Here is a 26554-nt window from a genome sequence, read left to right on the forward strand (position 1 = left end):
CTATCAGGTTGCAGTCATCGGGAAAACCATCTGAACCGTCAGCCCCTTGGCGCCATCTTCGGCGGAAGGAACCGTGTCGGCGAGATGCAGCGCGCCGTGATGCATCTCCATGACGGCCTCGACCAGCGACAGGCCAAGGCCGGTGCCAGGCTTGGACCGGCTCTCATCCAGGCGAACGAAACGCTTGATCACCTCGTCGCGCATCGCTGCGGGGATGCCCGATCCATGATCGGCAACCGACAGCAACACATTCCCCTCGCGCTTTTCGAGCGAGACTTTGATCAGAGGGTTCCCGGCGCCATCGGCATACTTGACCGCGTTGTCGATGAGGTTGCCGAGGGCCTGGCCGACCAGTTCGCGGTTGCCTGAAATCACGAGATCCTGGGCGATTTCGGCTTCAAGTTTCAGACCGCCATCTTCGGCCACCGGTTCGTAGAGCTCGACGCAATCGGCGACGATCTGCGAAAGGTCGATGTCGCTCATCTCGGCGACGGACGAGCCGGCCTCGACGCGCGAAATCATCAGAAGCGCGTTGAAGGTGCGGATCAACTGATCGGATTCGCCGATGATCTCCTCGAGCGCACCGCGCTGGCTCGTGCCCTTGCGGGAAAGTGCGGCTTCCGCCTTGTTGCGCAGCCGCGTCAGTGGCGTCTTCAGATCGTGAGCGATGTTGTCGGAGACCTGCCGCAGCCCTTCGTTCAGCTTCTCGATGCGGCTGAGCATTGCGTTCAGTGATTCCGACAGCCGGTCGAACTCGTCGCCGGAGCCGCTCATCGGCAGACGCTGCGACAGATCGCCGGCCATGATCTTGGTGCTCGCCTCCGACATGCGGTCGATGCGCTTCAAGGCGTTGCGGCCGATGCCGAACCAGATGACGAGGGCGCCAAGCCCCATGACGCCGAGCGCCACCATCAGAGCCTGGCGCACAAGGGCGCGGAACTTCTGCGGCTCCTGCAGGTCGCGGCCAACAAGAATGCGCAGACCATTGTCGAGCACCAGCACATGGGCAAGCGCTACGTGGGTGTCCTTCTTGCTCTCGTCCGTATAGCGCTGATAGGCGAAGGGACGTTCGGTCCAGCCTTCGCTGTCGAGCAGGCCCGGCTCCAGGCTGGCAACGTTGCCGGCGAGGATTTCGCCGCTCGGTCCCGCAATCACGTAGAGATTGGCTCCCGGCTGGCGTGCCCGCCGCTCGAGCGAGCGCAACAGGCCGTTCATGCCGGCGCGGCTATAGACCTGCTCGATCTGCGCCACCTCGGCGGTGACCGCGTCACGGGTCTGCTGCTGCAGCAGCCGCTCCGACATGCCGGTGACGTAGAAGACGAGAAAGGCAGCACAGAGAGAAAAAAGAATGAGGTAGAGGGCGGAAAGCCGGACTGCGGTCGTTCTGAAGAGAACGCGAAGCTTGCTCATGCGGACGCCCGGTCATCCTTGATCATGTAGCCGGCACCGCGCACCGTGCGCAGCAGCGGCACATCGAAATCCTTCTCGATCTTCGAGCGCAACCGCGAGACATGCACGTCGATGACGTTGGTCTGCGGGTCGAAGTGGTAGTCCCAGACGTTTTCCAGCAGCATGGTGCGGGTGACGACCTGGCCGGCGTTCTTCATGAGATATTCGAGCAGGCGGAATTCGCGCGGCTGCAGGGGAATTTCCTTTCCCTGCCGGCGCACGGAATGCGAAAGGCGGTCGAGTTCCAGATCGCCAACGCGGTAAACCATGTCCTGATCGGGCGTGCCCTTGCGGCGCCCAAGCACCTCGACACGGGCGAGCAATTCATTGAAGGCGTAGGGTTTCGGCAGATAATCGTCGCCGCCGGCGCGTAAACCCGTGACCCGGTCATCCACCTGGCCGAGCGCCGACAGGATCAGCACCGGCGTGTGGATGTCCTTGCGACGAAGCTCGGTGATGACAGAGAGACCGTCTCGACGCGGCAGCATGCGGTCCACCACGAGAACGTCGTAATTGTTCTCGCTGGCCATGAACAGGCCGCTCTCGCCATCGCTGGCGTGATCGGACACGATGCCCGCCTCACGGAAGGCTTTCGCCAGATAGGCTGCCGCCTCGAGATCGTCTTCAATGATGAGAATCTTCATACGCGCGACCATAGTCCCGGACCCCTGTCTGTCTCAACCGGTTTCGACTTTCGACAACCGGGTTGGCGAGTGCTCTCGTGAGGGAAAGCGGGATGGGCGGAGAACCGCACACACCTTTTCAAATCCCGCTCCAAACGGCGAGCGCCGCGACATCACTTGGAAATCGCGGCGCTCCGGTCAATCATTTGACTGCCGCGATCAGCCCTTGTCGATCGGAAGGGCCACGAAGCGGCTGCCGTTGTCGGCCTCGATCTGGAAGAGCGCCTTGCTACGGCCGTCCTTCTTGGCAGTGTTGATGACCTTCAGGATGTCGTCGGCGGACTTCACCTCCTGATTGTTCACCGAGACGATCTTTTCGCCCTGCTTCAGGCCGCGATCGCTGGCATCAGAGTCTTCGTCGACCGAGGCGATGGTGACGCCCTTGCCATCATCAGACGGCACGACAGAGACGCCAAGGTCGGCCAGTGCCTGCTCGCTCGACGGCTGGGCTTCTTCGGACTGGTCGTCCTGGCTCTTGGCAGCGTCCTTGTCGTCCTTGGGCAGCGTGCCGATTTCGAGTTTGACGGTTTCCGCCTTGCCGTCGCGCCACAGGGCCAGATCGACCGTGGTGCCCGGGCGGATTGCCGCAACCTTGCGGGCAAGGTCACGCGGATCCTTGACCGTGTCGCCGTTCAGCGCGGTTACGACGTCACCCTTCTTGATGCCTGCCTTTTCACCCGGCGAGCCGGTCTGCGGTTCGACGACGAGCGCGCCGCTTGCTTCCGAAAGGCCGAGCGATTCGGCGATGTCCTTGGTAACGGGCTGGATCTGCACGCCGAGCCAGCCGCGGGAAACCGAGCCGTCCTTGATCAGGTCGGTGACGACATCCTTGGCAACGGTCGACGGGATGGCAAAGGCGATACCGACGTTGCCGCCGCCCCTCGGCGAGAAGATCGCGGTATTGATGCCGACGACTTCACCGGAGAGGTTGAAGGTCGGACCGCCCGAGTTGCCGCGGTTCACCGCCGCATCAACCTGCAGGTAATCGTCATAGGGGCCGGAGCCGATATCGCGGCCACGCGCCGAAACGATGCCGGAGGTCACCGTGCCGCCGAGACCGAACGGGTTGCCGACGGCAACGACCCAGTCACCGACGCGGACCTTGCTGTCATCGGCCCAGCCGACATAGGTGAACTTGCGCTTGTCATCGACCTTGAGCACGGCGAGATCCGTGCGGCTATCCTTGCCGACCAGCTTGGCATCGAGTTCGGTGCCGTCGTTGAGGATGACCGTGAAGGCCGAACCGTCGGAAACGACGTGGTTGTTGGTGACGAGGTAGCCGTCTTCGGAGATGAAGAAGCCGGAGCCCTGAGCGGTCGGACGCAGGCGGCCTTCGCCATGCGGGCCACGGCGGTTGGGGCCGCGGTCGGCACGGTCATCGCCGCGCGGACCGAATTCCTTGAAGAAGCGCTTCAGGGGGTGATCGTCGGGCAGATCGTCGAAACCGCGACCGTTGAAATCGAAGCTGAAGTCGCCGCCATCTTCGGCCACCGGGTTGACGCGCGACTGGACGCGCACCGAAACGACGGCCGGCGAAACGGCATCAACGACATTGGCAAAGCTCGGCACCGACGGCGCTTCCACCTTCACCGGATCGGCAAAGGATTGCGAGATGCTTGCCGGCAGACCCGAGGTCAGCATGACGGCGGCAAGGCCGGCGATGGTCGAGGTCTTCAGAACGGTCTTGAGGGAGGGACGCAGGGATTTGGTCGTAAACATCCGTTTTGCCTTTTCTCTTCCTAGATGCCATCGGAGACGGCACCGAAACCTGGTTGCGAAGCCGCCTCAGGGAAGGCGGAATTCGTTTTGGCTGACTGGAGGAACAGCCGATGACGAAAGATGTAACGGATGGGACCTTACTGAGTTCTGTCCGGAAAATGAATTTTTGGTAATGTTGTGAAGAGCTGGCCCGGGCTCGGCCAAAGGCCTGCCGGGGACTGCGCGTTGGCGCGAACGGAATTGCCCGCCACCGGCAGGGATCTCAAGCGATATCAAGAGATTAGTGCTGAAGCCGATCCAACGAATGCGCGTTCGGCGAGCGCTGCATTAAGGCTGAAGCAGCTTCTTCAGCTTTTCCTTCTCGTCCTCGGAAAGCGGCGTCCCCTTTGGCTGGGCGCCGCGACGGCGAGAGGCGATGACGAGGGTAATCGCCCCGACGAGAAGCAGGGTCGCCGGCATGCCCCAGAGGATCAGGGTCTTCGTCTCGAAGCGCGGCTTCAGCAGTACGAATTCGCCATAGCGGGACACGACGTAATCGATGACGGCCTTGTCGCTGTCGCCGTTCGCCAGCCGCTCGCGCACAAGCACGCGCAGGTCCTTGGCAAGCTCGGCGTTGGAATCGTCGATCGACTGGTTCTGGCAGACCATGCAGCGCAGCTCCGCCGAGATCGCCCGCGCCCGCGCTTCGAGCGCGGGATCGGCAAGCACTTCATCCGGGTTGACGGCAAAGGCCGAGCCGACAGGCGCGAGCAACAGCAGGAGTGCCAGGAGCAGACGGTTCATTCCGCAGCCCCCACAGGCACCGCCTTCGGTCGCTTGGCCTTGGCCGGCGCGCCGACGCGCAGGCGGCGGTCGCTCAAGGAGACGAAACCACCCGCCATCATGAACAGGGTACCGCCCCAGATGCACAGGATCATCGGCTTCCACCAGATGCGCACGACGATGCCGCCTTCGCTGATCTGATCGCCGAGCGAGACGTAGAGTTGGCTCAAGCCGAAGGTGCGAATGCCCGCCTCGGTCGTCGGCATGCGGCGCGCCTGGTAGAGACGCTTCGAAGACCAGACGTCGTCAATCGCAGCGCCACCGCGGCTGATGGTGAAGTGGCCGGACTCCTCGGAATAGTTCGGGCCGCTGCCATTGCGCATGCCGTCGAAGCGCAGGGTGTAGCCACCGGCATCCACCGTCATGCCGGGCTTCATCTCGACCACGGTTTCGGTCTCGAAGGCCGTGACGGCGACGATGCCGATCAGGGTGACGCCGAGGCCGATATGCGCAAGCGCCGTGCCGAAAGCCGAACGCGGCAGGCCGGAGAAGCGTCGCCAGACGACGTTGCCTGCGACCTTGCCGAGGCCGGAGCGCAGCGCCAGGTCCGTCAACGAACCGACAATCACGTAGACGCCAAGGGCAATGCCGAAGAGCGCCAGAACCGGGCCGCCATTCATGAAGTAATAATAGGTGACGCCGAAGAGCAGGCCGATGGCAACCGCTGCGAAGAGCCGCTGCGAAACGCCAGCAAGGTCGCCGCGCTTCCAGGCAAGCAGCGGGCCGAAAGGCACCGCAAAGAGCAGTGGCAGCATCAACAGGCCGAAGGTCATGTTGAAGAAGGGCGGCCCGACGGAGATCTTGTCGCCGGTCAGCGCTTCGAGCACCAGCGGATAGAGCGTGCCGGTCAGGACCGTCGCGGTCGCCGTCGTCAGGATGAGGTTGTTGAAGACCAGCGCACCCTCACGCGAGATCGGCGCGAAGATGCCGCCGGCTTTCAGGTGCGAGGCGCGCAGGGCGAAGAGCGTGAACGCACCGCCGATGAAGAAGACGAGAATGGCGAGGATGAAGATGCCGCGCGTCGGGTCGGTGGCGAAGGCGTGGACCGAAGTCAGGACACCCGAACGCACGAGGAAGGTGCCGAGCAGCGACAGCGAGAAGGTCATGATCGCAAGTAGCACGGTCCAGATCTTCAGCGCCTCGCGCTTTTCCATGACCAGCGCCGAATGCAAAAGCGCCGTACCCGCGAGCCACGGCATGAAGGAGGCGTTTTCGACCGGATCCCAGAACCACCAGCCACCCCAGCCGAGCTCGTAATAGGCCCAGTACGAACCCATGGAGATCCCGGCGGTGAGAAAGGTCCAGGCGGCAAGCGTCCAGGGACGGACCCAGCGAGCCCAGGCGGCGTCGATGCGGCCCTCGATCAAGGCCGCGATGGCAAAGGAGAAGCAGACCGAAAAACCGACATAGCCGAGGTAGAGCAGTGGCGGATGAATGGCGAGGCCGACGTCCTGAAGGATCGGGTTCAGGTCCTTGCCCTCGCCCGGCGCGGGCATCAGCCGAGCGAACGGATTGGACGTCAGCAGGATGAAGAGCGCGAAGGCCATCGCGATCCAGGCCTGGACGGCAAGCACGTTTGCCTTCAACGTCTCCGGCAGGTTGCGCCCAAAGGCGGCAACCAGCGCCGAAAAGAACGTCAGGATCAACAGCCACAGCAGCATCGAGCCTTCATGGTTCCCCCAGACGCCCGAGATCTTGTAGATCAGCGGCTTCAGCGAATGGGAGTTTTCCCAGACGTTGCGGACCGAGAAATCCGAGGTCACATAGGCGAAGGTGAGGACGGCAAAAGCGAAAGCGACGAGCAGAAAGCAGGCGACGGCGGCGCTGGATGCGAGTTCCATCAGGCCGCGATCGTTCAATCGTGCGCCAAGGATCGGTAAGGCGGCCTGAATGACCGCCGTCGCCAACGCCAGAACCAGAGCGTAGTGTCCGAGCTCGATGATCACTTGATGGTTTCCTTCCCGCTGAGCTCGACGCCCTGCGCCTTCAAACGGTCGGCGACATCCTTGGGCATATAGGTCTCGTCATGCTTGGCGAGAACGGAATCGGCCACGAAGACCGAGCTTCCGGCAACGAAGGTTCCCTCCGTCACCACACCCTGCCCTTCGCGGAACAGGTCAGGCAGGATGCCGGTATAGGTGACCGGCACACCGCTCAGCGTATCGGTGACGGTGAAGGTCACCGTCTTACCGTCACCGCGCTTGACGGAGCCGGTTTCGACGACACCGCCGAGGCGGATGCGGGTTCCCGGCGGTACGTTGGCCTTTTCGAGGTCGCTCGGCACATAGAAATAGGCGATCGCCTGGCTGAAGGCGAACATCACGAGGAAGGCTGCAAGCACCAGGAAGCCGACACCGCCGCCGATGATCGCCAGTCTTTTTTGTTTGCGCGTCATTGCGTTACTCCGTCGGTGGCAATCCCGAGCTCACGCGCCAGCGCCAGCAGCTGCTTGCCGCCGTCGCCATCGGCCGGGAAGGTTTTCAGGCCCTCCCTTAGCGCGGCCAGTGCCTTGTCTCGTTGATCAAGGACAACATGGGAGCGGATCAGACGCGCCCAGCCTTCAAGATTATCCGGATTTTCCTTCAGCCGGCTTTCGAGGCTGCCGACCATGCCCCGGATCATTTCCTGGCGATCGCCGGCGCTCATGCTTTCGGCGGCGGCCACGTCATCGGCACTCGGATTGCCGGGCGCTGCAGCGCTGGTGGCGCCGGCGCCGCCCAGTTCTGCCACGTGCTGTTTGACGAGCGGCAGCCAGGGCGCGTCGGCGGGTGATGTCGCGACCAGTCGGTTGAAGGCAGTCAGCGCTTCCGCTTTCTTGCCTTCCTGCTTGAGGCCGAGGGCAAGATAGAATTCCGAGCGCGGGTCATTGGGATCGAGCGTCAGCGCCTGCTTCAGCGCGTCCTGCGCCTTGCTCGTCACGACGCCGTCGGACTGCACGACCATCGCCTCGGCATAGCCGCCGAGACGTGCCGGCGTCGGGCCAAGCAGGCGGATCGCCCGGTCATAGGCATCGACCGCATCTTCGACACGGCCGTTGCGCATGTAGATCGGCGCAAGCAGGTCCCAGCCGGCGCCATCATTCGGGTTTACCGCCAGATGATTCTCAGCCTTGGCAATCAGGATGTTGATGTCGCCATTGGGATCGGCCAGGCGTGCGGCCAGCGGCTGCGCCGGCATGCCCGGGCTGCCCGTCAGCAAGTAAAGACAGAGGCCGACGGCCGGAAGACAGAGAAGCACGAAGGCCTGGGCCAGGCGGCTGACACCGCGGCGCGGCGCGGCAGCCGCAATCGCCTCACTGTCGCTCTCGCCAGCAGCCAGCAGCCGGCGCGCAACTTCGGCGCGCGCAAGCTCGGCGTCGTCGCCGCCGATCAGGCCGCTATCCTGGTCCCGCTTCAACTCTTCGAGCTGGTCGCGATAGACCTCGACATCATGGCTGTGGGGAGACGACGGGGCTTCCCCCGCCCGCAGCAGCGGAAGGATGAGCACGACAGCGACAGCCGCCGTCAGAGTGGCGACGAGGATCCAGAACAACATGGAAGCTCAATACTATGGCCCCCATGCCATTCCAACTCGAAAACCCCTTATGACGGAGATTTGAGGCGTTTCGCCGCAACGGCGGCTCGATCCGCCTGAGCACATCCGGGAGAGCCCGGCCGGCTACGCCTTAGGTCAGCGGTGTCCAGCTGCCGTCCGGGTTGCGGCAGGCAGCACCCCGCGCCGTCTTCGGCTGTCCCTTGACGGTAACCGTGTGGCTATACTGGCGGCAGTTCTGCGACCCGACCTGATAGGGAGCGGCTGCAACGACCGAACCGTTGACGCCGCGCCCGTCCCAGGTCACCGGCTGCCCACCGGGGGCCGCTTCAAGTGCGCGGTATTCCGCTTCCAGAGCGCGCTGACGGTCGGATGTCCCGATGTCGAGATCGGTGAGACGCGCGATCACCCCACCCTGGAGTGCCGCGATGTAATTGGTCGAGGTGGCACCACGCGTTGCCGTCGAGCCGAGGCCGGCGGCCGCGCCCTTGCTGCCCGTCGTGCCGCATCCGGCAAGCGCGACGGCCGAGGCGATCACAACGATCCTGCCGCCGACGACAATAGCCCGTGTCATTTCTGCCTGGTTCCTCATGATCCGCGACACTCAATCATCCTATCCGAAGCCGCATTCTTAAGCTCGTTCCATTCGAGCACGATGACGACTAGTCCTTGATTTTCTTTTGGCATTCCCCGCGTGCCGAGGCAACGGCGAGCCCTGCGGGTGTGACATTTTCAAGCACGGGTGTGACCCCTAAATCACGATGGATTCGCAAGCGAGCGACGCCGGAACCACGCATTTCCTCATCACCCTCTAAACGGCCGCCGGCAAAACCAGTTCCGCACGCAACCCTCCCTCGTCCCGTCGTGACAGGGTGATGGTGCCCTGATACTCCCGGACGATCTCGCTGACGATCGAAAGACCGAGCCCGGTTCCGGGCTTGCTTTCGTCGAGCCGCTTGCCGCGCTTCATCGCCACTGCGATCTGGTCGGGATTGAGCCCCGGCCCGTCGTCGTCGATGTCGAGAACGATCCACTGCCGGCCGGGCTCCTTGGCATGAACCTCGCTCGGTGCCGGCCTGACATTCAGCCACACCTCGCCACGGGCGTGGCGGGCGGCATTTTCGAGCAGGTTGCCAACGGTCTCCTCGACGTCCTGCAGCTCCATGGCAAGAACCAGTCCCGGCGGGTTGATCGACAGATGGACCTGCTTTTCCGGATTGAGCTTGCGCATGACGCGCACGAGGCGTTCGAGCGCCGGCTGCGCTTCGGTCCGCGCCAGCACGGACTCGCGCTGCGCCGCAATCCGGGCGCGGCTCAGATAGGATTGAACCTGGGTCTGCATTGCATCGACCTGAGTGCGCACCAACTCGCCATGCGATGCCTCGAGCACCCGGGCCTCGTTGAGCAGGACCGCGATCGGTGTCTTCAGCGAATGGGCAAGATTGCCGACCTGCATGCGGGCGCGCTCGACGATGCGGCGGTTGCTGTCGATCAGGGCATTGACCTCGTTGGCGAGCGGCTGGATCTCACGCGGGAAAGCGCCGTCCAACCGTTCGCTTTCGCCGGCGCGGATCTTCTCCATCGAGCGCCGGACCTCATCGAGCGGCCTCAGGCCGAAGAGAATGGTGAGCGCGTTGACCCCGAGCCCTCCCAGACCGAAGATGGAGAGCGCGATCGTCAGGTTGCGGGTGAAGCGGTTGATATCGGCCTCGAGCACGTCGCGGTTGCCCGCCACGCGAAAGCGCGCCGTATGGCCCTGGATGTCGAGAACGACCTCGGTCTCGGAGACCTCGACCTCGTTCCCGAAGGGATCCTTGGTGGTGTAGAAGCGAACATAGCCGGTATCGAACGGCACCTCGTCGACGCTGGCGATCGGTAGCTTGCCGTTGCCGAGCGAGGTCGAGATCAGGGGCGGCGTATCGAACTCGCCGATCGGATCGACGATCCAGTACCAACCGGTCTGCGGCTGCGAAAACCGGAGGTCGCCAAGCTGCGGACTGCCCGACAGCACCGTCCTCTCGTTGACGGAGATCGAGTTGACGACGTTGAAGAGCTGGGCGCGCAGCAGGTCTTTGAAACCGCGCTCGGAGCCCTGGCGATAAAGCTCGGAAATCACCACGCCGATCACGACGAGAGCCACCACCGCCCAGACGGTGGAGACCACCAGAACGCGTGCGGTGAGCGATCTAATTGCCATTGCCCGGCGCTTGCATTCGGTATCCGAGACCGCGCACCGTTTCGATCAGATCGTTGCCGATCTTCTTGCGCAGCCGGCCGATGAACACTTCGATCGTATTGGAATCGCGATCGAAATCCTGATCGTACATATGCTCGACCAATTCTGTGCGCGAAACGACCTGGCCCATGTGGTGCATGAGATAGGAGAGCAGCCGGAACTCGTGCGACGTCAGCTTCAATGCGACGCCATCGACCGTTGCCTTGGAACCCTTGGTGTCGAGGCGGACCGGGCCGCAGACGATCTCCGAGCTCGCATGGCCGGCGGCGCGCCGGATCAGGGCGCGGATGCGGGCAAGAACTTCTTCGACGTGGAAGGGCTTGGCAACATAGTCGTCGGCGCCGGCATCGATGCCAGCCACCTTGTCGCTCCAGCGATCACGCGCCGTCAGGATCAGGACCGGCATGGTCTTGCCGTCGCCGCGCCATTTCTCAAGCACGGTGATGCCGTCCATTTCCGGCAGGCCGATATCGAGGATCACGGCATCATAGGGCTCGGCGTCGCCGAGATAGTGCCCCTCCTCGCCATCATAGGCCTGGTCAACGACGTAGCCGGCCTCCTTCAGCACCTCGGCGAGCTGCCGGTTCAGGTTGGCGTCGTCCTCGACAATCAGAATGCGCATCCGTCTTTACTTCCTCTCGCGGCCATCCTGCTGCATGCTTCGCCAAATCTGGCTGATTTAAGGATAAGAACATGCAGCCATTCAAAGTGCTACAGCGACCTTCGTACGCCAGATACGGCACGCGGCGCTGCAGGGATAGCCTACATCGGCACCTTGACGGTGACCTTCTTCGGCCTACCGCCATTGCCAGGAACAAGCACGGTGATCACGCACTGGCCATCGGACGTCGGCTGTGCCGACAGCAACTCGCCACCAGTGTCGGCAACGACCTGCGCTGCAGCCGCGCTGCAATCGCCGGACACACGAACGACAATATCCGACGGCACGCTGATCGCAGGCGGGCTGAAGCCGGCGAGGCCTGCAGCAAGCGCGGCTATGATCACTGGTGAAGACATGAACGCACTTTCGACTTGGGAAGCATCATGGCAGAAGCAATAACCGAACGAGGCTGAATGGCAAATGAATGTCGGCCATTTGGACCGGCAGGCACTACCGGGAAACGCATTACCTTCCCCGAATTCCGACCTTAGATTGCGGCGATTCTTCCCTGGTGGAAACCCGCATTGCTCATTCTCTTGCCAAGCCATAGCCGCTTCCTGCGACAGTTTTAGCGACGCAATCACGCGAGGAACACGGCCCGAAACCCAAGGCGGCCCGACGACGCCGGACAACGGTCAGCTTTCGTTAAGCATGTTTCGTTAGCATCTCTTCGCCGGCATGCGCTAACGCGAAAGAGCCCGTTCCCGATCAAGCGCGGCATGGCTGCGCACGCATTTTCTCGATTCTTTTGAATCCTTTGGCGGCTGTCGCTCGCAGCGTGAATCAAACATCTCAGAAACTGATTCAGGTCCGTCGGCGCCGCTCCCGAACAAGGCTCAGCCATCGTGTCCTTCGAACCAGTCGACGCAATCCGTCATGGCGGCACCGATCACGCCGCAGCACCGTTCTCTCTTAATAGAGAGCCGCGAAACGGCTGGCCCTTTGCCGCAATCTATGCGCGCAAATTACTTCAAAAGTAGCTGCAACTTAAACCTGTTGACGTCCGGACGCGATGCGTGCTGTGTATAAACGAAAAATTAATCGATTTAAAGATTTTTCAATCGTTTAAATGATTTAAGCCACTGATTTACAAAGCCTTTGCGATGTGAAATTGTCCGCCACACCTTACATCATGAAACCGTCACAGAACCCGGGAGGATCGCATGCAGACGCTCGCAAACAACCAGCCCGCATCTCAGCAGTCCAAAGTACCGCAATCGTTGCTCGACCGTTTCGAGAGCGAATGGCGTGAGATGCGCGCCGCGAGCGAGGCAACGCCGAAGCCGGTCGCACCGGCCGAATGAGGCCCGCCAGAGTGGCGCGCCTAGGCGTCACCGGCCCTTCATATCCATAGACTGTCGTCGGACAGCGCCTGTTTAAGGCGTTTTTCGACATTCCGTAGCGAACCGGCGGTGAGCCTACCACCGCCGGTCGCGGCGTTTCCGGCCCTATGCCGCAGGTGATCGACCACTGACCGCAAAAGCCATAAAGGCAGCCCGATCAGGCTCCGCCAGCGCCCTTCTCGAGCCCGCGCTTCAAGGACACCCCTTGCAATTTTTGTAGTGATTTTCAGCCTTTTTGCCATTCGGCAAAAGCATGTTAATCTTTCTTCATGCTGACGGAAGAGATCGAAAGACTCGCGCTGAGCCTGCCTGGAACGGAGGAAAATGCGCATTTCGGAACGCGAGATTTCCGCGTTGGGAAGCGTATTTTCATGAGCCTGCCGGAAGCCGGGCGCGCCGTTTTCAAGTTCACACCGGATCAGCAGCGCATGCTTCTGGAGATGGAACCCGGCGTCTGCGCCGCGGTGCCCGGCGGCTGGGGCGACCGTGGCTGGACCTCGCTCTATTTCGTCCAGGCCGACGAGGATCTCGTGCGGCAGTCGATGGAGACGGCGTGGCGCAACGTTGCGCCGAAGAGCCTCGTCAAGAAGAACGGCGGCAGCCATTAGAGGCGTCGCGGGCGACACACTGCCAAAACGATTCCGCCGCCTCGACTAACCCCTTGTCACTCCACGTTTTCCTGCCCCACTTCCAGCGGCCAGGTGACGAGATAATCCTCATAGTCGTCGACGTCGATGCCGTCTTCCGCAACGGTGCGGCCGCGGACGGAAATGCCCGCGGCGTGAACCGTTTCCGGATCGGCCGAAATCAACGGATGCCACCAGTAGAGATCGCGCCCTTCAGCCACCAGCCGGTAGCCGCAGGTCGGCGGCAGCCAGGTGATCTCGCGCACGGCCTTCGGCGTCAGCTGGATGCAGTCGGGCACGGTCGCCTGGCGGTTGGGATAGTCCTTGCAGCGACAGCTTTCGCCGTCGAGAAGCGTGCAGCGGATCGAGGTCCAGGCGATCTCGCCGGTGTCCCAATCCTCGAGCTTGTTGAGACAACAGAGGCCGCAGCCGTCACAGAGGCTTTCCCACTCGGTATCGGTCATGTCTTCAAGGCTTTTCGCCTTCCAGAAAGGCATTTCGCCCATCGTCATCACACTTTCGTCAAATCGCTCGCGATACAGAAATTTCGCAGAAAATTGCCGGTTTTTTAAGGCCGGCGGCGCGATATGCAAGTAGATTGGAATTTGACGCCGTGCAAATATTACATGGCGCCGGCATGATGCCGTAGAGCCTTCAGGTGGTTGAGACCGTGCGGGAACCGAGGAAAGACGATAATCGGCCGAAGAAACGGCACATCTTTCTCAGGATCGACTCCTGGATCGATTCCTCAGTCTGGAATGCCGGTTTCAAGCTGGGGCAATGGTGGGAAGACACTACCATCTTCTTCCGCCGCTTCCGCGCGACGGGCTGGAAAAAAGCCGTCTTCGAGGTGCTCGGCGAAGGCATGAACTGGGGCACTGTCGGTTCGGTGCTGATGCTGGCGCTCGCCCTTCCGGCCTTCGAGGAAACCAAGGGCAACTGGCGTGCCCAGAGCGATTTCGCCGTCACCTTCCTCGATCGTTACGGCAACGAGATCGGCCATCGTGGCATCATCCACGAAGATTCCGTACCGATCGACGAGCTGCCCGATCATCTGATCAAGGCGGTGCTGGCGACCGAAGACCGGCGCTTCTTCGACCATTGGGGCATCGACTTCCTCGGCCTTGCCCGCGCCATGACCGAAAATGCACGCGCCGGTGGAGTCGTCCAGGGCGGTTCGACACTGACGCAGCAGCTCGCCAAGAACCTCTTTCTGTCGAACGAGCGGACGATCGAGCGCAAGATCAAGGAAGCTTTCCTCGCCGTCTGGCTCGAATGCAACCTGTCGAAGAAGGAAATCCTCCGGCTCTATCTCGACCGCGCCTATATGGGCGGCGGCACCTTCGGTGCGGCAGCCGCGGCGCAGTTCTATTTCGGCAAGTCGATCACCGACGTGAGCCTTGCCGAGTCGGCGATGCTTGCCGGCCTCTTCAAGGCGCCAGCCCGCTACGCCCCGCACGTCAACCTGCCGGCCGCACGCGGACGCGCCAACGAGGTTCTGACCAACCTCGTCCAGGGCGGCCTGATGACCGAAGGCCAGGTGATCGCCGCACGCCTCAACCCGGCGACGGTCATCGACCGCGCCCAGGTGAAGGCGCCCGACTTCTTCCTCGACTGGGCTTTCGACGAAGTCCAGCGCATCGCCCGCCCCTTCGCGCAGCACTCGCTGATCGTGCGCACCACGATCGATATGGGCCTGCAGAATGCCGCTGAAGATTCAGTGGAATCGAGCCTGCGCCAATATGGCGAGAGCTTCCGCGTGAAGCAGGGTGCGCTGGTGATGGTCGAAAACGGCGGCGCCGTGCGGGCCATGGTCGGCGGCCGCGATTATGGCGAGAGCCAGTTCAACCGTGCGACACGAGCTCTGCGTCAACCGGGCTCTTCCTTCAAGGTCTATACCTACGCGGCAGCGATGGAAAAGGGCATGACGCCGGAAACGGTTGTCGTCGACGCGCCGATCACCTGGCGCGGATGGTCGCCACAGAATTATGGCCGCAGCTATGCCGGCCGCATCACCATCCTGACGGCCATCGCCAAGTCGATCAACACCATTCCCGTGCGCCTCGCCAAGGACAAGCTCGGCACTGACTTGATCGCCCAGACGGCCAAGGACATGGGCATCGAGACGCCGATCCGCACCGACAAGACCATGCCGCTCGGCACCTCGGAAGTAACCGTGCTCGACCAGGCGACGGCGTACGCGGTCTTCCCGGCCGGTGGCATGCAGTCACGCCGGCACGGGATCAGCCAGGTCCTCAACTATGACGGCGACATTCTCTACGATTTCGGACGCGACGAGCCGCCGGCGCGGCGCATCCTCTCCGAAACCGCCAATACGTCGATGAACTCCATGCTGACGCAGATCCCGGTCATCGGTACGGCGCGCAAGGCTGCGCTCGATAACGGCATCGTCGTCGGCGGCAAAACCGGCACAACACAGGCCTATCGCGACGCCTGGTTCGTGGGCTTCACCGGCGACTATACGACCGCGGTCTGGTTCGGCAACGACGACTACACCTCGACCAACAACATGACCGGCGGCTCGTTGCCGGCGATGACCTTCAAGCGGCTGATGGACTACGCCGAACAGGGCATCGAACACCGGACGATCCCGGGGATCACCGCGCCGACGGCGCCGGCGAAGCAGCCGCCGCAGGTGGCAACCGCGAAGCCGGACGAAAACGCGTTGCCGCCGCTGGTGCGGCCGCGCTCGCTTTCGACCGATGTCACCCGGCTGCTGCGCAGCATCGGCGAGACCTTCGAAAAGGCCCCCGCACTGAAGGCGCCCGAGAAGGCCGGCGGCAAGCTTGCCTCTCTCGGCGCGGATGAAGAATCACGGTCCGCACAGGCGACACCCGATGCCGCCAGCAACTGACGTTTCGGGCATGTCCACTCTTCTTCCGCTTCGCGAGTGCGGTGTCGGGTTCGGGACCGGCGATGCGGTCGCCGTTGCGCCGGGCGCGGATTTCGGCGACATAGGGTGTCAACGCGGCGGTGCTACGCTGCAGGACCATATCCGGTAGAGTCGCCCTTGTTTCGAATCCCCTTCCTCGTCGCGCTTACCCTTGCCATCGCCTTCGGCGGCGGCATCGCCTCGGCGGTATGGGCGTTGAAAGCGACCGTCGGCTTCGGCTCGATCGCGATCGGCCCCTGGGTCGCCTTTCCCGAGGCGCAGACGGCCAATGCCGACCCCTATGCCAAGGCACATCGGGCGCGCGCCGGCGAATTGCTCTATGGCGGCGCCGAAGGGCTGATGTTCAGTGCCCAGGTCGATAGCAAGGGCGAGAAGCTTCAGGCGGCCTGCTCCTATGATGTTGCGGGGCTGACACCGCAGGCCCGCTTCTGGACGCTTTACGCCGCAAATGCCGAAGGCCTGCCACTGAGGCCCGGCTCCGACCTCCCCTCGGCGCTCAATTCCTGGAGCGTTCTGCGTGGCGAAAACAGCAACTTCAGCATCCATGTGTCGCCGAATGCGAAGCCCGACAACTGGCTGGCCGTGCGCCACTCGGGCACGTTCCGGCTGGTGCTGACGCTGCTCGATACGCCGACGGCCGGCTCGTCCGGCCTGATCGATCTCGCCATGCCGGTTATCACCAAGACGGGTTGCGGCGATGCGTAGCGTGCTCTTCGCCACAATTCTCGGTCTGGTCGGCGCCGCCCTGCTGCACATCATCATCGTGCTGGCGCTGCCGCAGTTCACCGGCCGTGATGCCTATACCCGCATCCTCGGGCTTTTGGAGATGGACAGTTTCTTTGCGCTGACCAGCACACCAGGGCCGACTGGCCTTGCCAATGACGATCCTTATCTGAGAACCGCGGTCTGCAGCTTCTCGATCTCGGATGGACCGGCGCGTTTCCTCGCCAGCGGCAACGTGCCGTTCTGGTCGCTCGCCGTCTTCGACGGCAATTCGAACGAGGTCTTCAGCATGAACGACCACACGGCGGTCAACGGCAAACTGGACCTTGTCGTCGCAACGCCAATCCAGTTGGTCGAGTTGCGAAAATCTCCGCCACAGGCGCTTGCACAATCGATCATGGTCGAGATGAAGGAACAGGATGGCTTTGCCGTGCTGAGAGCGATGGCGCCGGTCGACAGCTTTGAAGAGCAGGTCCGGAACTTCCTTGCGGAATCGACCTGCGAACCGTTCCGTCGCTAGACCATCCGCTATGGTCGTCGAGCAACAGGGGCAAGCTAAGAAAATCCACGCCGAGATGCGCGGCGATGATTCGATGCCGCGTCGGGCGCAGCAGTGCATGGGGGATGAGCCCGCAGAACCGGGCAAGGACAGTGTCTTGAACGCGACCGTTTCGGTCGCCTAATACGCAGGAGTGCCGCGGCTCATTGCTTCTTGATGCGGCGTCCGTCTGGCGCTGTCGGCTGCGGGTCGCGATCGAGGCGCTCGTAGCGGATGCCGGTGAACAGCAGCACTTTCGCTCCACCCGAAATGGCCGGAGGCCGGTGCGGAGGTATACGAACCTTGCGGTCCTGAATTCTGATAACGTCTGCCATGCTCGTCTCCACAAAGTCTTGAGACGGATGAACTACCGTACAGATTTCACCCTGCCCTTCTCGGGCCAGCGCATTTTCCCAGATCTTTCCTGGACAGGCGCGCCTTTCTCGTTTGCTCCTTCTTCCGGTCGCCCGGATGTTGCTGTCCTGGTTCACGACGCGACCCGATGATACCGGGTCCACTTCGATTGAGCCACAGGTTGGTTAACAGATTACTAATAAACGATCTGCAACCCCAACCTGCGTTCAGTATGTCTGTCAAACGGCCCCGGCGATGTATCCAAGGTAACAACGGCAATCCGGGCGAAGACCCGCCTCGCCGCTAGCGCCGGGACATCAAACCGAACAGGAACGACACGCCCGCAACGGCAACCAGGGTCGACAGAGGCTCGTCGCGCACACGCTCGCGCACGCGCTCAGCCAGAAGATCCGCCTCGCCCTGCACAACCGCTTTCGTGCTCGTTCCGATCGCCGTGACCGCTTCCGTCAGGCGGGCGATTTCCGCGCGCAGCTCGGCGATCTGTGCGTCGACCTCGGCGCGGGCGTCCGATTCGGCTTCACTCACGGCAACTTTTTCCACCGCTTGCAGTTTCTTTTCGACCATTACAACGCTCCCTTGTCTGCGCGGGCTCAACGCGCCGGCTGGCGTTTGGTTCCGCCAAAAACCGTTGAAAGCAGGTTCGCGAAACGCAAAACGGGCGACCAGGGCCGCCCGTTTTTTTCCATCAGACAAGGCGCGCCGACGCCCCGTGTGCGGATCAGTTCTCGCAGTAGGGATCGTCGATCTGGCAGCGAACCATCGGAGCCGGACGGGCGCGCTCATAGACGGTGCCGTCGTCCTGCCGCACGCGCACGCCGTCGTCGCGGCGTTCCCAATCACGCCGATCCTCGCGTTCTGTCCGCTGACGGCGCCATTCGTCGTCGCGCCACTTGTCCTCGTCGCGCTGCCGGCGCTCCCAGTCGCGCTGATTGCTGCGCCGCTCACGCTCCCAGTCACGGCGCTCGCGCTCGCGCTGCCGCTCCCAATCGCGGCTATCACGCCGGTCATCGACCCAATCCGGTCCGCGGCGCCAGCGATCGCGTTCACGATAGAAATCGCGGCCGCGGTAGTTGCGGTCCCAATAGTTGTCGAACTGGAAGACAACCGTCGGAATGCCGAGCGGGCGATAATAACGCGGTTCGACATAGACGCGGTTGCGGCGATAGTCGGCCTGGACATAACGGCCGGCAACCCAGCCACGGCCGCCGTAGAACGACACGTCGCACCACGGCAGATCCGCAAGGCAGCCATGGATTTCGACTGATTCGCCCACCGGGATCATCGACACCGCCGGGTAGCGCGTGCTCGGACCGGAGCGCATGTTGACGTTGGCGGTAGCAAAGCCCTCGGCAGCCTGCGCAATCGCCGGAGCCACAAGGAGCGCGCAGACCGCCGCTGCGCGCAGAATAAATTTCTTCACAGTTCCATATCTCCCATGGAGAGGCCCCTCTTCACACGGCCCCCAACGTCGGCGGGCGTCCGGGCCCTTCACCGTCGCCGCGATAACTCATGACAGCATGTGGATTTTTTATGGCTACGGCCGCGGATGTCCCCGAGATTTGCCGTGCCGGCGCGGCGATCCGTAGGCGCTCCGCCCGCCCTGGGTGTGCCGCAAGCCTGAATAAAGCTCCAACATCCATAGTTAACAGTACGCTAACGCTTTTCTTCTAATTTTTGCGACGTGTGCCGTTCCGGATCGCCGGCAATGGCGATCATGTTTTGCGTGCAGGGAATTATCGTGACGGATCGCTTTCGTGAGTTGGAAAGGCCACAGACTGGCCGCTTGAAGGACGTCGTCCTGATGGCGACCGTCACCGGTTTCGAAAACCTGCGTTTTCCCCGCAAGTCCGACATGAAGCAATTTGCCGAACTGTTCGAGCCGCTCTTCCTTGGTTCCAGCAACGAAGCCCGCCGGCAGGCTGCAGCCGCCCTTTCGCAATGCCAGCAAGTTCCAGAGACAGTCGCAGCGCTGATCGGCGGTATGCCGATCGCCATCGCGGCAATTTTCCTGACCCGTTCGAAGGCGATCGCGGACCGGACGCTGATAACGATCATCCGTGAGCGCGGGCCGGAACATGCCGCCGCCATTGGCCGCCGCCCGAACCTCTCTCCGCTCGTCGTCGATGCGCTCGTCGAACATCACAACCCGCCGGGACTGGCAGCGCGCAGCAGCGCCGTGAAAGCGGCAGCAGCAGAGCAAGCGAGCCAGGAAGACGAAGCCGCTTCATTGCGTACAGCGCGCGAAGAGGCGCTTCGCCGCGAGATCAAGGCGCTCGCTGGCGCCCGTCCGCAAAATATTCCACAGACGCCGTCGTCCGCGACGATGACAGACGTACATGCCGCTCTGCTCGTGCGTTTTGCGAGGAGCGGCGAAATCATCCTGTTCTCGCGTGTCCTCGGTCAGGCGCTCGGCACCAGGGATGCGCAGGTCGAGCGCATCCTGCTCGATATTTCCGGACAGCTGCTGGCAACGAGCCTGGTCGCACTCGACGTCGATGTGGCCGATGCCGGCTTCGTGCTTCAGGCCCTCTATCCACATCTTCGCGAGCCCTTTGGCGAAACCAGCCATGCCGGCGCCTTGATTGGCGCCATGGACCGCACCGCCTGTCGCGCGCAGCTCGATGCCTGGCTCGAGGCGGAAGCCGAAGACGCGGCGCCCGCGGCAAGGCACGAAGCCTATTTTGCCGAAAATACTGCAAACGACACGCGCCACGTCGGCCCGCGCAAAGTTGCAGCAACGTCCGTCAACGGCCAGCCGCAGCGACTATTTGGCCGCCGCCGCAGCTGACACATGCTGCCGTTCACGCGGGCATGTCTCGCAACTTCAGCGATGGAGCCGACCTCCCCGCCCTAGAAAAGCTGCTTCATCGCGTCGATGATCCAGCTCCACTCGCGACCGGTCGGAGCCTGCGGCGCCTGCCCCTGCAACACCGCCATCAATTCCTGGTAACGCGCCGAACGGGCGTGGTGCTTGCGGTACTGTTCGAGCTGCCAATCCAGGAAAACCTGATCCGGAGCCCGCTTCATCGCCCTTGCCGACTGCGCCAGCCAGTCGGCAGCGATCTCTCTGCCGAGGGCCGACTGGGGCCCCAGGCCATGGTCGATCGCCGCTCTCACCCGCGCAAAGGTGGCATCGGCGGCTTGAGCGTAGGCGGCGGGATCGAACTCCTGCGTCCACAGGTCCGACATGTGGGCGCGCATCTCGGCGGCATAGGCCTTGTCCGACAGCATCTCCATCAGTTCCGCCCAGGCGTCGACCTGTTCGGCTGTCGGGTCGTCCGGCAGGTCCGGCGTACCGGCATCCATCATTTTCGTCTTCCACGCCGCATCCATCGGCGCGCCGCCGGCGACGTCATCATAGAAACGCTCGAGCGCGGCACGAAATTCCGTCTTTGAAATCCTGGTCACGGTCCACAATCTCCTGAGATCCGTTGGGGAGGGTTCATGGATCCTCAAAGCCATTCTCAAGGCCGTGGCGATCCGGCGCTTTGACCGGATTTCCGTTTCGAGCGTTCGAAGCCGCAAAGCCAGAACGTCGGTAAACGAGGTTCGGTTGGCCAGGATCTTGCGGATGTCCGCGAGGCTCACGCCCGCTTCACGCAGGGCAAGAACGAGGTCCAGCCGCGCCAGGTCGGCCCCGGAATACATGCGGTAACCGCTCTCCGTCCGTGTGGACGGTGGCAGCAACCCCTTGTCCGAGTAAAACCGAAGCCGCCTGACCGGTACGCCGCTCAGCTTCGAAACTTCGCCTATCGAAAAGATTTGATCGTCCATAAACGCGTCCTACGGCCTCCACCAAGTGGAGAGTCAAGCAGGTCGGCGCATTCGGCAAGACGGCGTCAGGGCCGGCCTTTTCCATCTTCGGCAACGACCTCGAACAGATCGCCGCGGTCGTCCAGCTCGATCTCCACGATCCAGCAATCCGGATCGAAGCGGATCTCGCTTGCAAGCGCCGCGTCGACCTGCTCGGCGTCGCTGTCGCTGAGCCGCACTTCGAACTTGCGGCCGAGATCAATCTCGTCGGCGAAGAAATTCTGCGGCGCCGGGGCAAAGAGTGTCTCGGTGCCCAAACGCGTCCGCTGGCGAATGAAGATCGCGCCGGCGTCCTCTGCTCCCTTGCGCAGCACCGCGGCATAGCCGCCAAGCGAAAACGCACGACGCAGCAGGGACGAGACGAAGATGTGGGACTTCAGGCGCATGGGAGGCTGATACACGCGCGGAGCGAAGGAGGCAAACCACAGCTGAGCGACGACAGGCGCGTGGCGTGCATTAAATGCGTCAGAGCGCGCCGATTTCCTTGAGCTTCTTCAGCACCTGGGGATTGGGTTCGCCGGTCTGTGGCAGGCGGTAGTGCTTTTCGAAGTGGCGAATGGCTGCCCGCGTCTGTTCTCCGGCAACACCGTCGACCGCCACGTCCGCATAGGCGAGGTTGCTGAGACCCTTCTGGATGTTCAGCACCAGTTCGCTCGATACCGGAATTTCCGCGCGCGGAACGAAGGTGCTTTCCTTCTCGGCCGAGCGGATGGCCGCAGCGACCGGATCGATTTCCACGCCCCCGCCCTTCGTTTCGGAAAGCGGCCGTCCAGCCGGAACCGCGGCGGCCTTTTCAGCCGGTGCAGACTTCAAGGCCTGCAGCAGCTCGACGCTCGCCGCGCCGGTTCCCGTGCGACCCGCCCGCTCCTCGAACCTCAGGATCGCGGCTGCCGTGCGCGGACCGCTCCGTCCATCCGGCGCGCCGTCATAAAGGCCGATCCGGCCCAATTCCTTCTGGATCTCGGAGACAAGCTTCGACTGCGCCGGATCCGGCACGCTCGCGACCCGTTCGGGCGACGGCTTTTCCGACGCGACGTCCGCGGAGGCAGACGCGATCACATCCTCGACGTTTTCAGCCTTTGCCTCACCCTCGCGCTCGATAACGAAGGTGGTCACCTTTCGCGGCTCGATCTCCTCGCCCTTGGCGATGGCGATTCGCTGCGCCGTTTCGGCGCTGACGAGCGGGACGCGGGTGCGCAACAGCGGCGACGGGTGCGTGCCGTGCTGATACCACATGGCATTGGCCGCAACGAAGGAGAACACGACGAGGAAGGCGGCCGAGCCACCAGACACCAACGGATGGCGCGCCATCAGACGACCGGCAAGCCCAGCACCCCGTCCGGCAAGGACCAGCCCGCGCACGGCCAGGCCGGGCGTTTGCCGCGCAACCTTTTTCCGGTCAGGCTGTTTTCGCTTGCGCGGTGCCATATCCCCGTTCCTCGTTCAAGCTTTTCCCCTCGAACCGCCCCCCTTCGGCGGCCGGGGCGACATCACAATCCTTCAGGCGCGGTGGAAATTCCACCGTCACCGGCGTACGCGCTTCTTCCTGCTCCGCGCAGGCGATACCGGAGCCATCACGCGGCAGCGTGACGACGATGACGGTACCCTCGCCTTCGCGGCTACGGATGGAAAGCTCTCCGCCGTGCAACGCAACCAGACCCTTGACCAGCGAGAGGCCAAGGCCGGTGCCTTCGTAGCGGCGAGTATAATCGTTCTGGATCTGGACAAAAGGTTGACCAAGCAGCGCCAGCTTGTCGGCCGCAATCCCGATGCCGGTATCGCTGACGGAAAGCTTCAGCATCGCGCCGTCGGCCTCCGCATCGATCGTGACGACGCCGCCCTGATCGGTGAACTTGATGGCATTGCCGACCAGATTGATGAGGATCTGCTGGAAGGCGCGCTGGTCTGCGTTGATCTCGCCGATGCCGCGGGTGATGCGGCTTGCAAGCTTCACGCCCTTTTCCGTGGCCTGGTGCGACAACATCGCCTCGCAGGCGGAAACGGCTTCGGCCACACCGAAGGGCTCGGGCATCAGCTCGTAGCGACCGGCTTCGATCTTGCTCATGTCGAGCATGGTGTTGACGACGGAAAGCAGGTGCTCGCCGGACTTATGGATCAGGCCCACATATTCGCGCTGGCGATCGTTCTCGAGCTTGCCGAAATACTCGCCGGCAAGCACGTCGGAAAAGCCGAGAATGGCATTGAGCGGCGTGCGCAGTTCATGGCTGACGGCGGCAAGGAAGCGCGTCTTGGCATCGTTTGCCGATACCGCCTCGGCTGTTCTGGCCGCAGCTTCGGCGCGCAGGCCCGCTTCTTGCGAGACATCACGCGACTGAGCGAGGATCGCGACCAGCCGGCCATTGTCGTCGCGCAGCGGCGCCAGCTCACAGGACATATAGACAAACTGTTCGCCTTCGATCGGCAGCGTGCGCCGCTCGATGCGGATGTCGACCGTCGCCCGGTCGCCGCCCTGGCGAAGAATGTCGATCGCGCTCAGGAAGGTGATGCGATCGGATATGTGGATCTGCTCGATGAAACCCCGGCCCGCTGGATCGCGCATCAGGGTCAGATGCTCGGCCGCGTCGCGGCCGTGCACGGAAAGCACGTTGCCGCGCAGATCATGCACAGTCACCAGACCCGCAAAGAGGTCATAGGCGGCAGACAGATCCGGAACGACCGGCTCCAATGGCGGTGCCACATCTTCCGGCGCGCGGCCGCGAACAATCGCGCCGGCAGCCGCAAGCAGCGAGGCCGAGGCCCAAAGAGCGGTGCCCAAAGGAAGAGCCGAAGACACGGGCATGGCGAGCGACAGGGCAAGCGGCACCACCGGCAGGGCCGTCAGGGAAACCGCTGCCAGCGTGCGCAAACGCTTCGCATGGCGGAGATCGGCCGGCGAAGACGCCTCACGACGGGGAAGCCACAGGGCCGCGACCTCGTCCACACGGGACGTCCATCTGCCAGCCATGTTACGCAATACGCTCACGCTTTACCCTGCTACATTTGTTGTTCTTGCGAGGCCGACGCTCTCTGTTTTCACGACCCTTTGGATCGAGACTCAAGCCGCCTCGTGACATGTCGGAATCTCGCATCCCCGGCTTAATGAAAGAATAAACGCGGCCGTGCCGGAACCGTGCGAAACGGTCGAAAAATCCCGTTTTGAGCCAAATCGGGCGACCTTCATTTCTTGTGGTTAATGGGGCGTAAGCAACGGATTTCTGTGCATTTTCTGCACTGTGTTAACGATTGTGGCGCGGCTTTTGGCGTGCGATTGCCGCTGCGTTCGGGGTTGCCGCGCCCGGCTCTGCCACGAACCTTAACGGCGAACGCTAAAATGCGACACAAATGCCCTGCAAATCGCCGGACACCGGCATTTCATTAAAATTTGAAGCAAATGCCGCTCGATTTCGAAAAGCCGTCTTGTGATTCCCGCCGTAATGTCGATCTCAACAAGGGGCCGGGCACCAAGAGAACGCCGGCAGGCTCCAAGGATTAGAAGGTGGCGTGAACGGGTATCAGGGGATACCACGGCGCTGCGGGATGTCGAAGGTGCAAAAGCCGGCTACAAGACTGGCGGGCCGCGGCAGCCGAACGAAGGATGGGCAGAACATGTGGTTTCTCATCAAGGCGACATTCTGGTTTTCGCTGGTACTGGTGTTGCTGCCGTTCCTCGACCCTTCGAGCGCGCAGAAACTCGAACACGCCCCGAAAGTAGAACTCGGCGACACCTTCTCTGCTGCCAATGAGGCGTTCCAATACATCAGCGCCATCTGCATCCAGAAGCCGGATGTCTGCCAGAAGGGTGCCGAAACCTTCGTTGCCCTCGGCCACCGAGCCCGCGAAGGCGCCCGCATCGCCTACGAATTCCTCGACACACAGTTTGCCGAAACCGATGCCACGACGCCGGATGCCAAGGTGACGACCGGTACGGTCACGCCGGCTGCCGACGTGGCAGCTCCGGCGAGCGAGGTCAGCACCCTCGACGCCGAACCCGTCTTCAAGCGCACCCCGGTTCCGGAAAAGCGCCTCGACCCCAAGGCTGCCGTTATCCAGTGACCGCGCCGCATCCTGCACATTCCTGACTTACTGCCTGACTTGCCGTCCCGTTGCGGCCGCCGCGAGGATCCCATCCCCTCGCGGCGTTTTCTTTTTTGCACCCGCAACCGCTGATTTTCTCGCCGCACAGCCACACGCAAGCCCTGCCTGCTTAGGTCCGCCGCACCGACGGCTGGAGGCAGACAATGCAGATTTATGGGCTTTTCTCGAACGCCAGCGTGACACGCCCGGCGGCGTCCGGCGCCGCCCCCGGCGCAGTTGGCGAAAGCAAGAGCCCTGCCTCGACCGCCCTGCTTCTTGGCCGCGATGACGAAAGTGCTGCGAACCGCGCCGCTGCCGCTAAAAAGAAGCTCGACGAAGTCAAGGAGCAGCTCCGCATGCTCCGGTTCTTCGCATCGGACCCGGAAACGCTTGCAAGGCTCGCCAAGCAGCTTGCACAACAGCTCGGCACGGCCGCCCAGCAGCTGGCCGACGCCGGCGGCGGGGGAGCGGCAAGCGGCGTCGCATCCGCCTCGGCCGCAGCCGTGCTTGCCGATGCCGGCACCGTGCAGGCAGATGCGTCCAGCGCGCAAACCGATGCCCCCGTGGCCGGCGGTGAGGCTGAGCCCTCTTCGGAACGGACAAGCTTTGCCGAGCGTGCCTATCGCGAATTCGGCGGGGATGACGGCGGCTCCGATCCCCTGGCGAAGGTGGCAGCCGAACTCAAATCCGTTGCCGAACAAGTGAAGCAACTGCTGCGCAAGGCGGAGCAGGAATTACGCGCCAAGGGATCCGGCCGCGATGCGGATGAGGCCCGGACCGCCGGCCAGTCGCTTTCGGCCGCCACCGGCAATATCGAGGGCGCTGGCGGCAACGTGACCTTTTCAATCAGTATCCCGACAAGCATCTCGGTCTGACCAAGAGATAGGTACTCCGCATCCGTCGTATATTTGCCGGTTCTCAATGGCTCTGCCATCGCCTATATGAAGGCTGAAAGCCCGAGCGCGTGAAAGCGGCGGGCAAGAACAGGAATGAAAGTGTTCGCGGCAAGGACCGGCGAGCCTATAATCTCCCGACGAATGGACCGGA

Annotated in this window: 27 protein-coding genes; 8 read left to right on the forward strand and 19 right to left on the reverse strand. The window is 62.8% G+C overall.

What is annotated here, in order from left to right:
• Positions 1 to 3 precede the first annotated feature (3 nt).
• The 11 genes from ASD01_RS29965 to ASD01_RS30015 form a co-directional block, all read right to left on the reverse strand.
• A complete protein-coding gene (locus ASD01_RS29965) occupies positions 4 to 1410 on the reverse strand; it encodes a sensor histidine kinase (protein ID WP_034789387.1) in 1407 nt (468 codons plus the stop codon).
• On the reverse strand, positions 1407 to 2105 hold the full coding sequence (locus ASD01_RS29970) for a response regulator transcription factor (RefSeq protein WP_034789385.1): 699 nt from the start codon (positions 2103 to 2105) through the stop codon (positions 1407 to 1409). The genes ASD01_RS29965 and ASD01_RS29970 overlap by 4 nt, the downstream gene beginning before the upstream one ends.
• 186 nt (positions 2106 to 2291) lie before the next feature.
• Entirely contained in the window at positions 2292 to 3851 is a 1560-nt protein-coding gene (locus tag ASD01_RS29975; RefSeq protein ID WP_034789379.1) for a Do family serine endopeptidase, read from the reverse strand.
• Between the two features lie 327 nt (positions 3852 to 4178).
• Positions 4179 to 4634, reverse strand: a complete 456-nt coding sequence (locus ASD01_RS29980) for a cytochrome c-type biogenesis protein (RefSeq protein ID WP_034789377.1) — start codon at positions 4632 to 4634, stop codon at positions 4179 to 4181.
• On the reverse strand, positions 4631 to 6619 hold the full coding sequence (locus ASD01_RS29985; protein WP_034789367.1) for a heme lyase CcmF/NrfE family subunit: 1989 nt from the start codon (positions 6617 to 6619) through the stop codon (positions 4631 to 4633). Before ASD01_RS29985 ends, ASD01_RS29980 begins: the two co-directional genes overlap by 4 nt.
• Positions 6616 to 7068 carry a cytochrome c maturation protein CcmE gene (ccmE, locus tag ASD01_RS29990; RefSeq protein ID WP_034789366.1) on the reverse strand — a complete coding sequence of 151 codons (453 nt, stop codon included), beginning with the start codon at positions 7066 to 7068 and terminating at the stop codon, positions 6616 to 6618. The genes ASD01_RS29985 and ccmE overlap by 4 nt, the downstream gene beginning before the upstream one ends.
• A complete protein-coding gene (gene ccmI / locus ASD01_RS29995; RefSeq protein ID WP_034789365.1) occupies positions 7065 to 8207 on the reverse strand; it encodes a c-type cytochrome biogenesis protein CcmI in 1143 nt (380 codons plus the stop codon). The genes ccmE and ccmI overlap by 4 nt, the downstream gene beginning before the upstream one ends.
• Positions 8208 to 8337: 130 nt before the next feature.
• Positions 8338 to 8778, reverse strand: coding sequence for a membrane protein (locus ASD01_RS30000; RefSeq protein ID WP_034789364.1), 441 nt, complete (start codon positions 8776 to 8778; stop codon positions 8338 to 8340).
• Between the two features lie 237 nt (positions 8779 to 9015).
• Complete coding sequence (locus ASD01_RS30005; protein WP_034789363.1) at positions 9016 to 10401, reverse strand: ATP-binding protein; 1386 nt, start codon at positions 10399 to 10401, stop codon at positions 9016 to 9018.
• Positions 10391 to 11062, reverse strand: a complete 672-nt coding sequence (feuP, locus tag ASD01_RS30010) for a two-component system response regulator FeuP (protein WP_034789361.1) — start codon at positions 11060 to 11062, stop codon at positions 10391 to 10393. The genes ASD01_RS30005 and feuP overlap by 11 nt, the downstream gene beginning before the upstream one ends.
• A 140-nt stretch (positions 11063 to 11202) precedes the next feature.
• Positions 11203 to 11457, reverse strand: coding sequence for a hypothetical protein (locus ASD01_RS30015; RefSeq protein WP_034789359.1), 255 nt, complete (start codon positions 11455 to 11457; stop codon positions 11203 to 11205).
• Between the two features lie 807 nt (positions 11458 to 12264).
• Between ASD01_RS30015 and ASD01_RS36310 the strand changes: the two genes are divergently transcribed.
• Together ASD01_RS36310 and ASD01_RS30020 are read left to right on the forward strand one after the other, a co-directional pair.
• On the forward strand, positions 12265 to 12405 hold the full coding sequence (locus tag ASD01_RS36310) for a hypothetical protein (protein WP_164475066.1): 141 nt from the start codon (positions 12265 to 12267) through the stop codon (positions 12403 to 12405).
• A gap of 308 nt (positions 12406 to 12713) precedes the next feature.
• Positions 12714 to 13052 carry an MmcQ/YjbR family DNA-binding protein gene (locus ASD01_RS30020; protein WP_034789357.1) on the forward strand — a complete coding sequence of 113 codons (339 nt, stop codon included), beginning with the start codon at positions 12714 to 12716 and terminating at the stop codon, positions 13050 to 13052.
• Positions 13053 to 13108: 56 nt separating this feature from the next.
• Here the strand turns inward: ASD01_RS30020 and ASD01_RS30025 are convergent, their stop codons facing one another.
• Positions 13109 to 13576, reverse strand: coding sequence for a YcgN family cysteine cluster protein (locus ASD01_RS30025; RefSeq protein ID WP_034789489.1), 468 nt, complete (start codon positions 13574 to 13576; stop codon positions 13109 to 13111).
• Between the two features lie 152 nt (positions 13577 to 13728).
• Between ASD01_RS30025 and ASD01_RS30030 the strand changes: the two genes are divergently transcribed.
• The 3 genes from ASD01_RS30030 to ASD01_RS30040 all read left to right on the forward strand — a co-directional run bounded on the left by ASD01_RS30030 (position 13729) and on the right by ASD01_RS30040 (position 17227).
• The gene (locus tag ASD01_RS30030; RefSeq protein WP_060644838.1) at positions 13729 to 15945 is read left to right on the forward strand and encodes a transglycosylase domain-containing protein; all 2217 of its coding nucleotides are present in this window, start codon (positions 13729 to 13731) and stop codon (positions 15943 to 15945) included.
• 156 nt (positions 15946 to 16101) lie between these two features.
• A complete protein-coding gene (locus tag ASD01_RS30035; RefSeq protein ID WP_034789353.1) occupies positions 16102 to 16689 on the forward strand; it encodes a DUF1214 domain-containing protein in 588 nt (195 codons plus the stop codon).
• On the forward strand, positions 16682 to 17227 hold the full coding sequence (locus tag ASD01_RS30040; RefSeq protein WP_034789350.1) for a DUF1254 domain-containing protein: 546 nt from the start codon (positions 16682 to 16684) through the stop codon (positions 17225 to 17227). The genes ASD01_RS30035 and ASD01_RS30040 overlap by 8 nt, the downstream gene beginning before the upstream one ends.
• 182 nt (positions 17228 to 17409) lie before the next feature.
• Here ASD01_RS30040 and ASD01_RS36315 read toward each other — a convergent pair whose 3' ends face one another.
• The 3 genes from ASD01_RS36315 to ASD01_RS30050 all read right to left on the reverse strand — a co-directional run bounded on the left by ASD01_RS36315 (position 17410) and on the right by ASD01_RS30050 (position 19040).
• On the reverse strand, positions 17410 to 17580 hold the full coding sequence (locus tag ASD01_RS36315) for a hypothetical protein (RefSeq protein WP_164475067.1): 171 nt from the start codon (positions 17578 to 17580) through the stop codon (positions 17410 to 17412).
• Between the two features lie 322 nt (positions 17581 to 17902).
• Entirely contained in the window at positions 17903 to 18184 is a 282-nt protein-coding gene (locus tag ASD01_RS30045) for a hypothetical protein (RefSeq protein ID WP_034789348.1), read from the reverse strand.
• Positions 18185 to 18338: 154 nt separating this feature from the next.
• Positions 18339 to 19040, reverse strand: coding sequence for an SH3 domain-containing protein (locus tag ASD01_RS30050; RefSeq protein WP_051659161.1), 702 nt, complete (start codon positions 19038 to 19040; stop codon positions 18339 to 18341).
• A 294-nt stretch (positions 19041 to 19334) separates the two neighbouring features.
• Here ASD01_RS30050 and ASD01_RS30055 point away from each other — a divergent pair, with 294 nt between their 5' ends.
• Entirely contained in the window at positions 19335 to 20408 is a 1074-nt protein-coding gene (locus ASD01_RS30055) for a DUF2336 domain-containing protein (RefSeq protein WP_034789485.1), read from the forward strand.
• A 62-nt stretch (positions 20409 to 20470) separates the two neighbouring features.
• Here ASD01_RS30055 and ASD01_RS30060 read toward each other — a convergent pair whose 3' ends face one another.
• From ASD01_RS30060 to ASD01_RS30075, 4 genes are all read right to left on the reverse strand, one after another.
• On the reverse strand, positions 20471 to 21394 hold the full coding sequence (locus tag ASD01_RS30060; protein WP_034789346.1) for a MerR family transcriptional regulator: 924 nt from the start codon (positions 21392 to 21394) through the stop codon (positions 20471 to 20473).
• Positions 21395 to 21459: 65 nt separating this feature from the next.
• Positions 21460 to 21819, reverse strand: a complete 360-nt coding sequence (locus ASD01_RS30065) for a DUF1491 family protein (protein ID WP_034789344.1) — start codon at positions 21817 to 21819, stop codon at positions 21460 to 21462.
• Positions 21820 to 21898: 79 nt separating this feature from the next.
• A complete protein-coding gene (locus ASD01_RS30070; protein WP_034789342.1) occupies positions 21899 to 22861 on the reverse strand; it encodes a peptidoglycan-binding domain-containing protein in 963 nt (320 codons plus the stop codon).
• Positions 22833 to 24398, reverse strand: a complete 1566-nt coding sequence (locus ASD01_RS30075) for a sensor histidine kinase (protein ID WP_082572955.1) — start codon at positions 24396 to 24398, stop codon at positions 22833 to 22835. Before ASD01_RS30075 ends, ASD01_RS30070 begins: the two co-directional genes overlap by 29 nt.
• Before the next feature lie 641 nt (positions 24399 to 25039).
• Between ASD01_RS30075 and ASD01_RS30080 the strand changes: the two genes are divergently transcribed.
• Both ASD01_RS30080 and ASD01_RS30085 read left to right on the forward strand, forming a co-directional pair.
• Positions 25040 to 25486: a DUF5330 domain-containing protein gene (locus ASD01_RS30080; protein WP_034789484.1), complete on the forward strand. Its 447-nt coding sequence runs from the start codon at positions 25040 to 25042 to the stop codon at positions 25484 to 25486.
• A 185-nt stretch (positions 25487 to 25671) separates the two neighbouring features.
• Entirely contained in the window at positions 25672 to 26382 is a 711-nt protein-coding gene (locus ASD01_RS30085; RefSeq protein ID WP_034789338.1) for a hypothetical protein, read from the forward strand.
• The last annotated feature ends 172 nt before the right edge of the window (positions 26383 to 26554 follow it).

Source organism: Ensifer sp. Root423 (assembly GCF_001426275.1).
Classification (GTDB): domain Bacteria; phylum Pseudomonadota; class Alphaproteobacteria; order Rhizobiales; family Rhizobiaceae; genus Ensifer; species Ensifer adhaerens.

What these genes read in the sequence shown, in the direction of transcription:
- ASD01_RS30005 (WP_034789363.1), bottom strand. Translation starts at nt 10,401, where the DNA reads ATGGCAATTAGATCGCTCACCGCACGCGTTCTGGTGGTCTCCACCGTC.
- feuP (WP_034789361.1), bottom strand. Translation starts at nt 11,062, where the DNA reads ATGCGCATTCTGATTGTCGAGGACGACGCCAACCTGAACCGGCAGCTC.
- ASD01_RS29975 (WP_034789379.1), bottom strand. Translation starts at nt 3,851, where the DNA reads ATGTTTACGACCAAATCCCTGCGTCCCTCCCTCAAGACCGTTCTGAAG.
- ASD01_RS29980 (WP_034789377.1), bottom strand. Translation starts at nt 4,634, where the DNA reads ATGAACCGTCTGCTCCTGGCACTCCTGCTGTTGCTCGCGCCTGTCGGC.
- ASD01_RS30025 (WP_034789489.1), bottom strand. Translation starts at nt 13,576, where the DNA reads ATGGGCGAAATGCCTTTCTGGAAGGCGAAAAGCCTTGAAGACATGACC.
- ccmI (WP_034789365.1), bottom strand. Translation starts at nt 8,207, where the DNA reads ATGTTGTTCTGGATCCTCGTCGCCACTCTGACGGCGGCTGTCGCTGTC.
- ASD01_RS30000 (WP_034789364.1), bottom strand. Translation starts at nt 8,778, where the DNA reads ATGACACGGGCTATTGTCGTCGGCGGCAGGATCGTTGTGATCGCCTCG.
- ASD01_RS30080 (WP_034789484.1), top strand. Translation starts at nt 25,040, where the DNA reads ATGTGGTTTCTCATCAAGGCGACATTCTGGTTTTCGCTGGTACTGGTG.
- ASD01_RS30065 (WP_034789344.1), bottom strand. Translation starts at nt 21,819, where the DNA reads ATGCGCCTGAAGTCCCACATCTTCGTCTCGTCCCTGCTGCGTCGTGCG.
- ASD01_RS36310 (WP_164475066.1), top strand. Translation starts at nt 12,265, where the DNA reads ATGCAGACGCTCGCAAACAACCAGCCCGCATCTCAGCAGTCCAAAGTA.
- ASD01_RS30075 (WP_082572955.1), bottom strand. Translation starts at nt 24,398, where the DNA reads ATGGCTGGCAGATGGACGTCCCGTGTGGACGAGGTCGCGGCCCTGTGG.
- ccmE (WP_034789366.1), bottom strand. Translation starts at nt 7,068, where the DNA reads ATGACGCGCAAACAAAAAAGACTGGCGATCATCGGCGGCGGTGTCGGC.
- ASD01_RS29970 (WP_034789385.1), bottom strand. Translation starts at nt 2,105, where the DNA reads ATGGTCGCGCGTATGAAGATTCTCATCATTGAAGACGATCTCGAGGCG.
- ASD01_RS29965 (WP_034789387.1), bottom strand. Translation starts at nt 1,410, where the DNA reads ATGAGCAAGCTTCGCGTTCTCTTCAGAACGACCGCAGTCCGGCTTTCC.
- ASD01_RS30070 (WP_034789342.1), bottom strand. Translation starts at nt 22,861, where the DNA reads ATGGCACCGCGCAAGCGAAAACAGCCTGACCGGAAAAAGGTTGCGCGG.
- ASD01_RS30085 (WP_034789338.1), top strand. Translation starts at nt 25,672, where the DNA reads ATGCAGATTTATGGGCTTTTCTCGAACGCCAGCGTGACACGCCCGGCG.
- ASD01_RS30040 (WP_034789350.1), top strand. Translation starts at nt 16,682, where the DNA reads ATGCGTAGCGTGCTCTTCGCCACAATTCTCGGTCTGGTCGGCGCCGCC.
- ASD01_RS36315 (WP_164475067.1), bottom strand. Translation starts at nt 17,580, where the DNA reads ATGGCAGACGTTATCAGAATTCAGGACCGCAAGGTTCGTATACCTCCG.
- ASD01_RS30055 (WP_034789485.1), top strand. Translation starts at nt 19,335, where the DNA reads ATGTTTTGCGTGCAGGGAATTATCGTGACGGATCGCTTTCGTGAGTTG.
- ASD01_RS30060 (WP_034789346.1), bottom strand. Translation starts at nt 21,394, where the DNA reads ATGGACGATCAAATCTTTTCGATAGGCGAAGTTTCGAAGCTGAGCGGC.
- ASD01_RS30015 (WP_034789359.1), bottom strand. Translation starts at nt 11,457, where the DNA reads ATGTCTTCACCAGTGATCATAGCCGCGCTTGCTGCAGGCCTCGCCGGC.
- ASD01_RS30020 (WP_034789357.1), top strand. Translation starts at nt 12,714, where the DNA reads ATGCTGACGGAAGAGATCGAAAGACTCGCGCTGAGCCTGCCTGGAACG.
- ASD01_RS30045 (WP_034789348.1), bottom strand. Translation starts at nt 18,184, where the DNA reads ATGGTCGAAAAGAAACTGCAAGCGGTGGAAAAAGTTGCCGTGAGTGAA.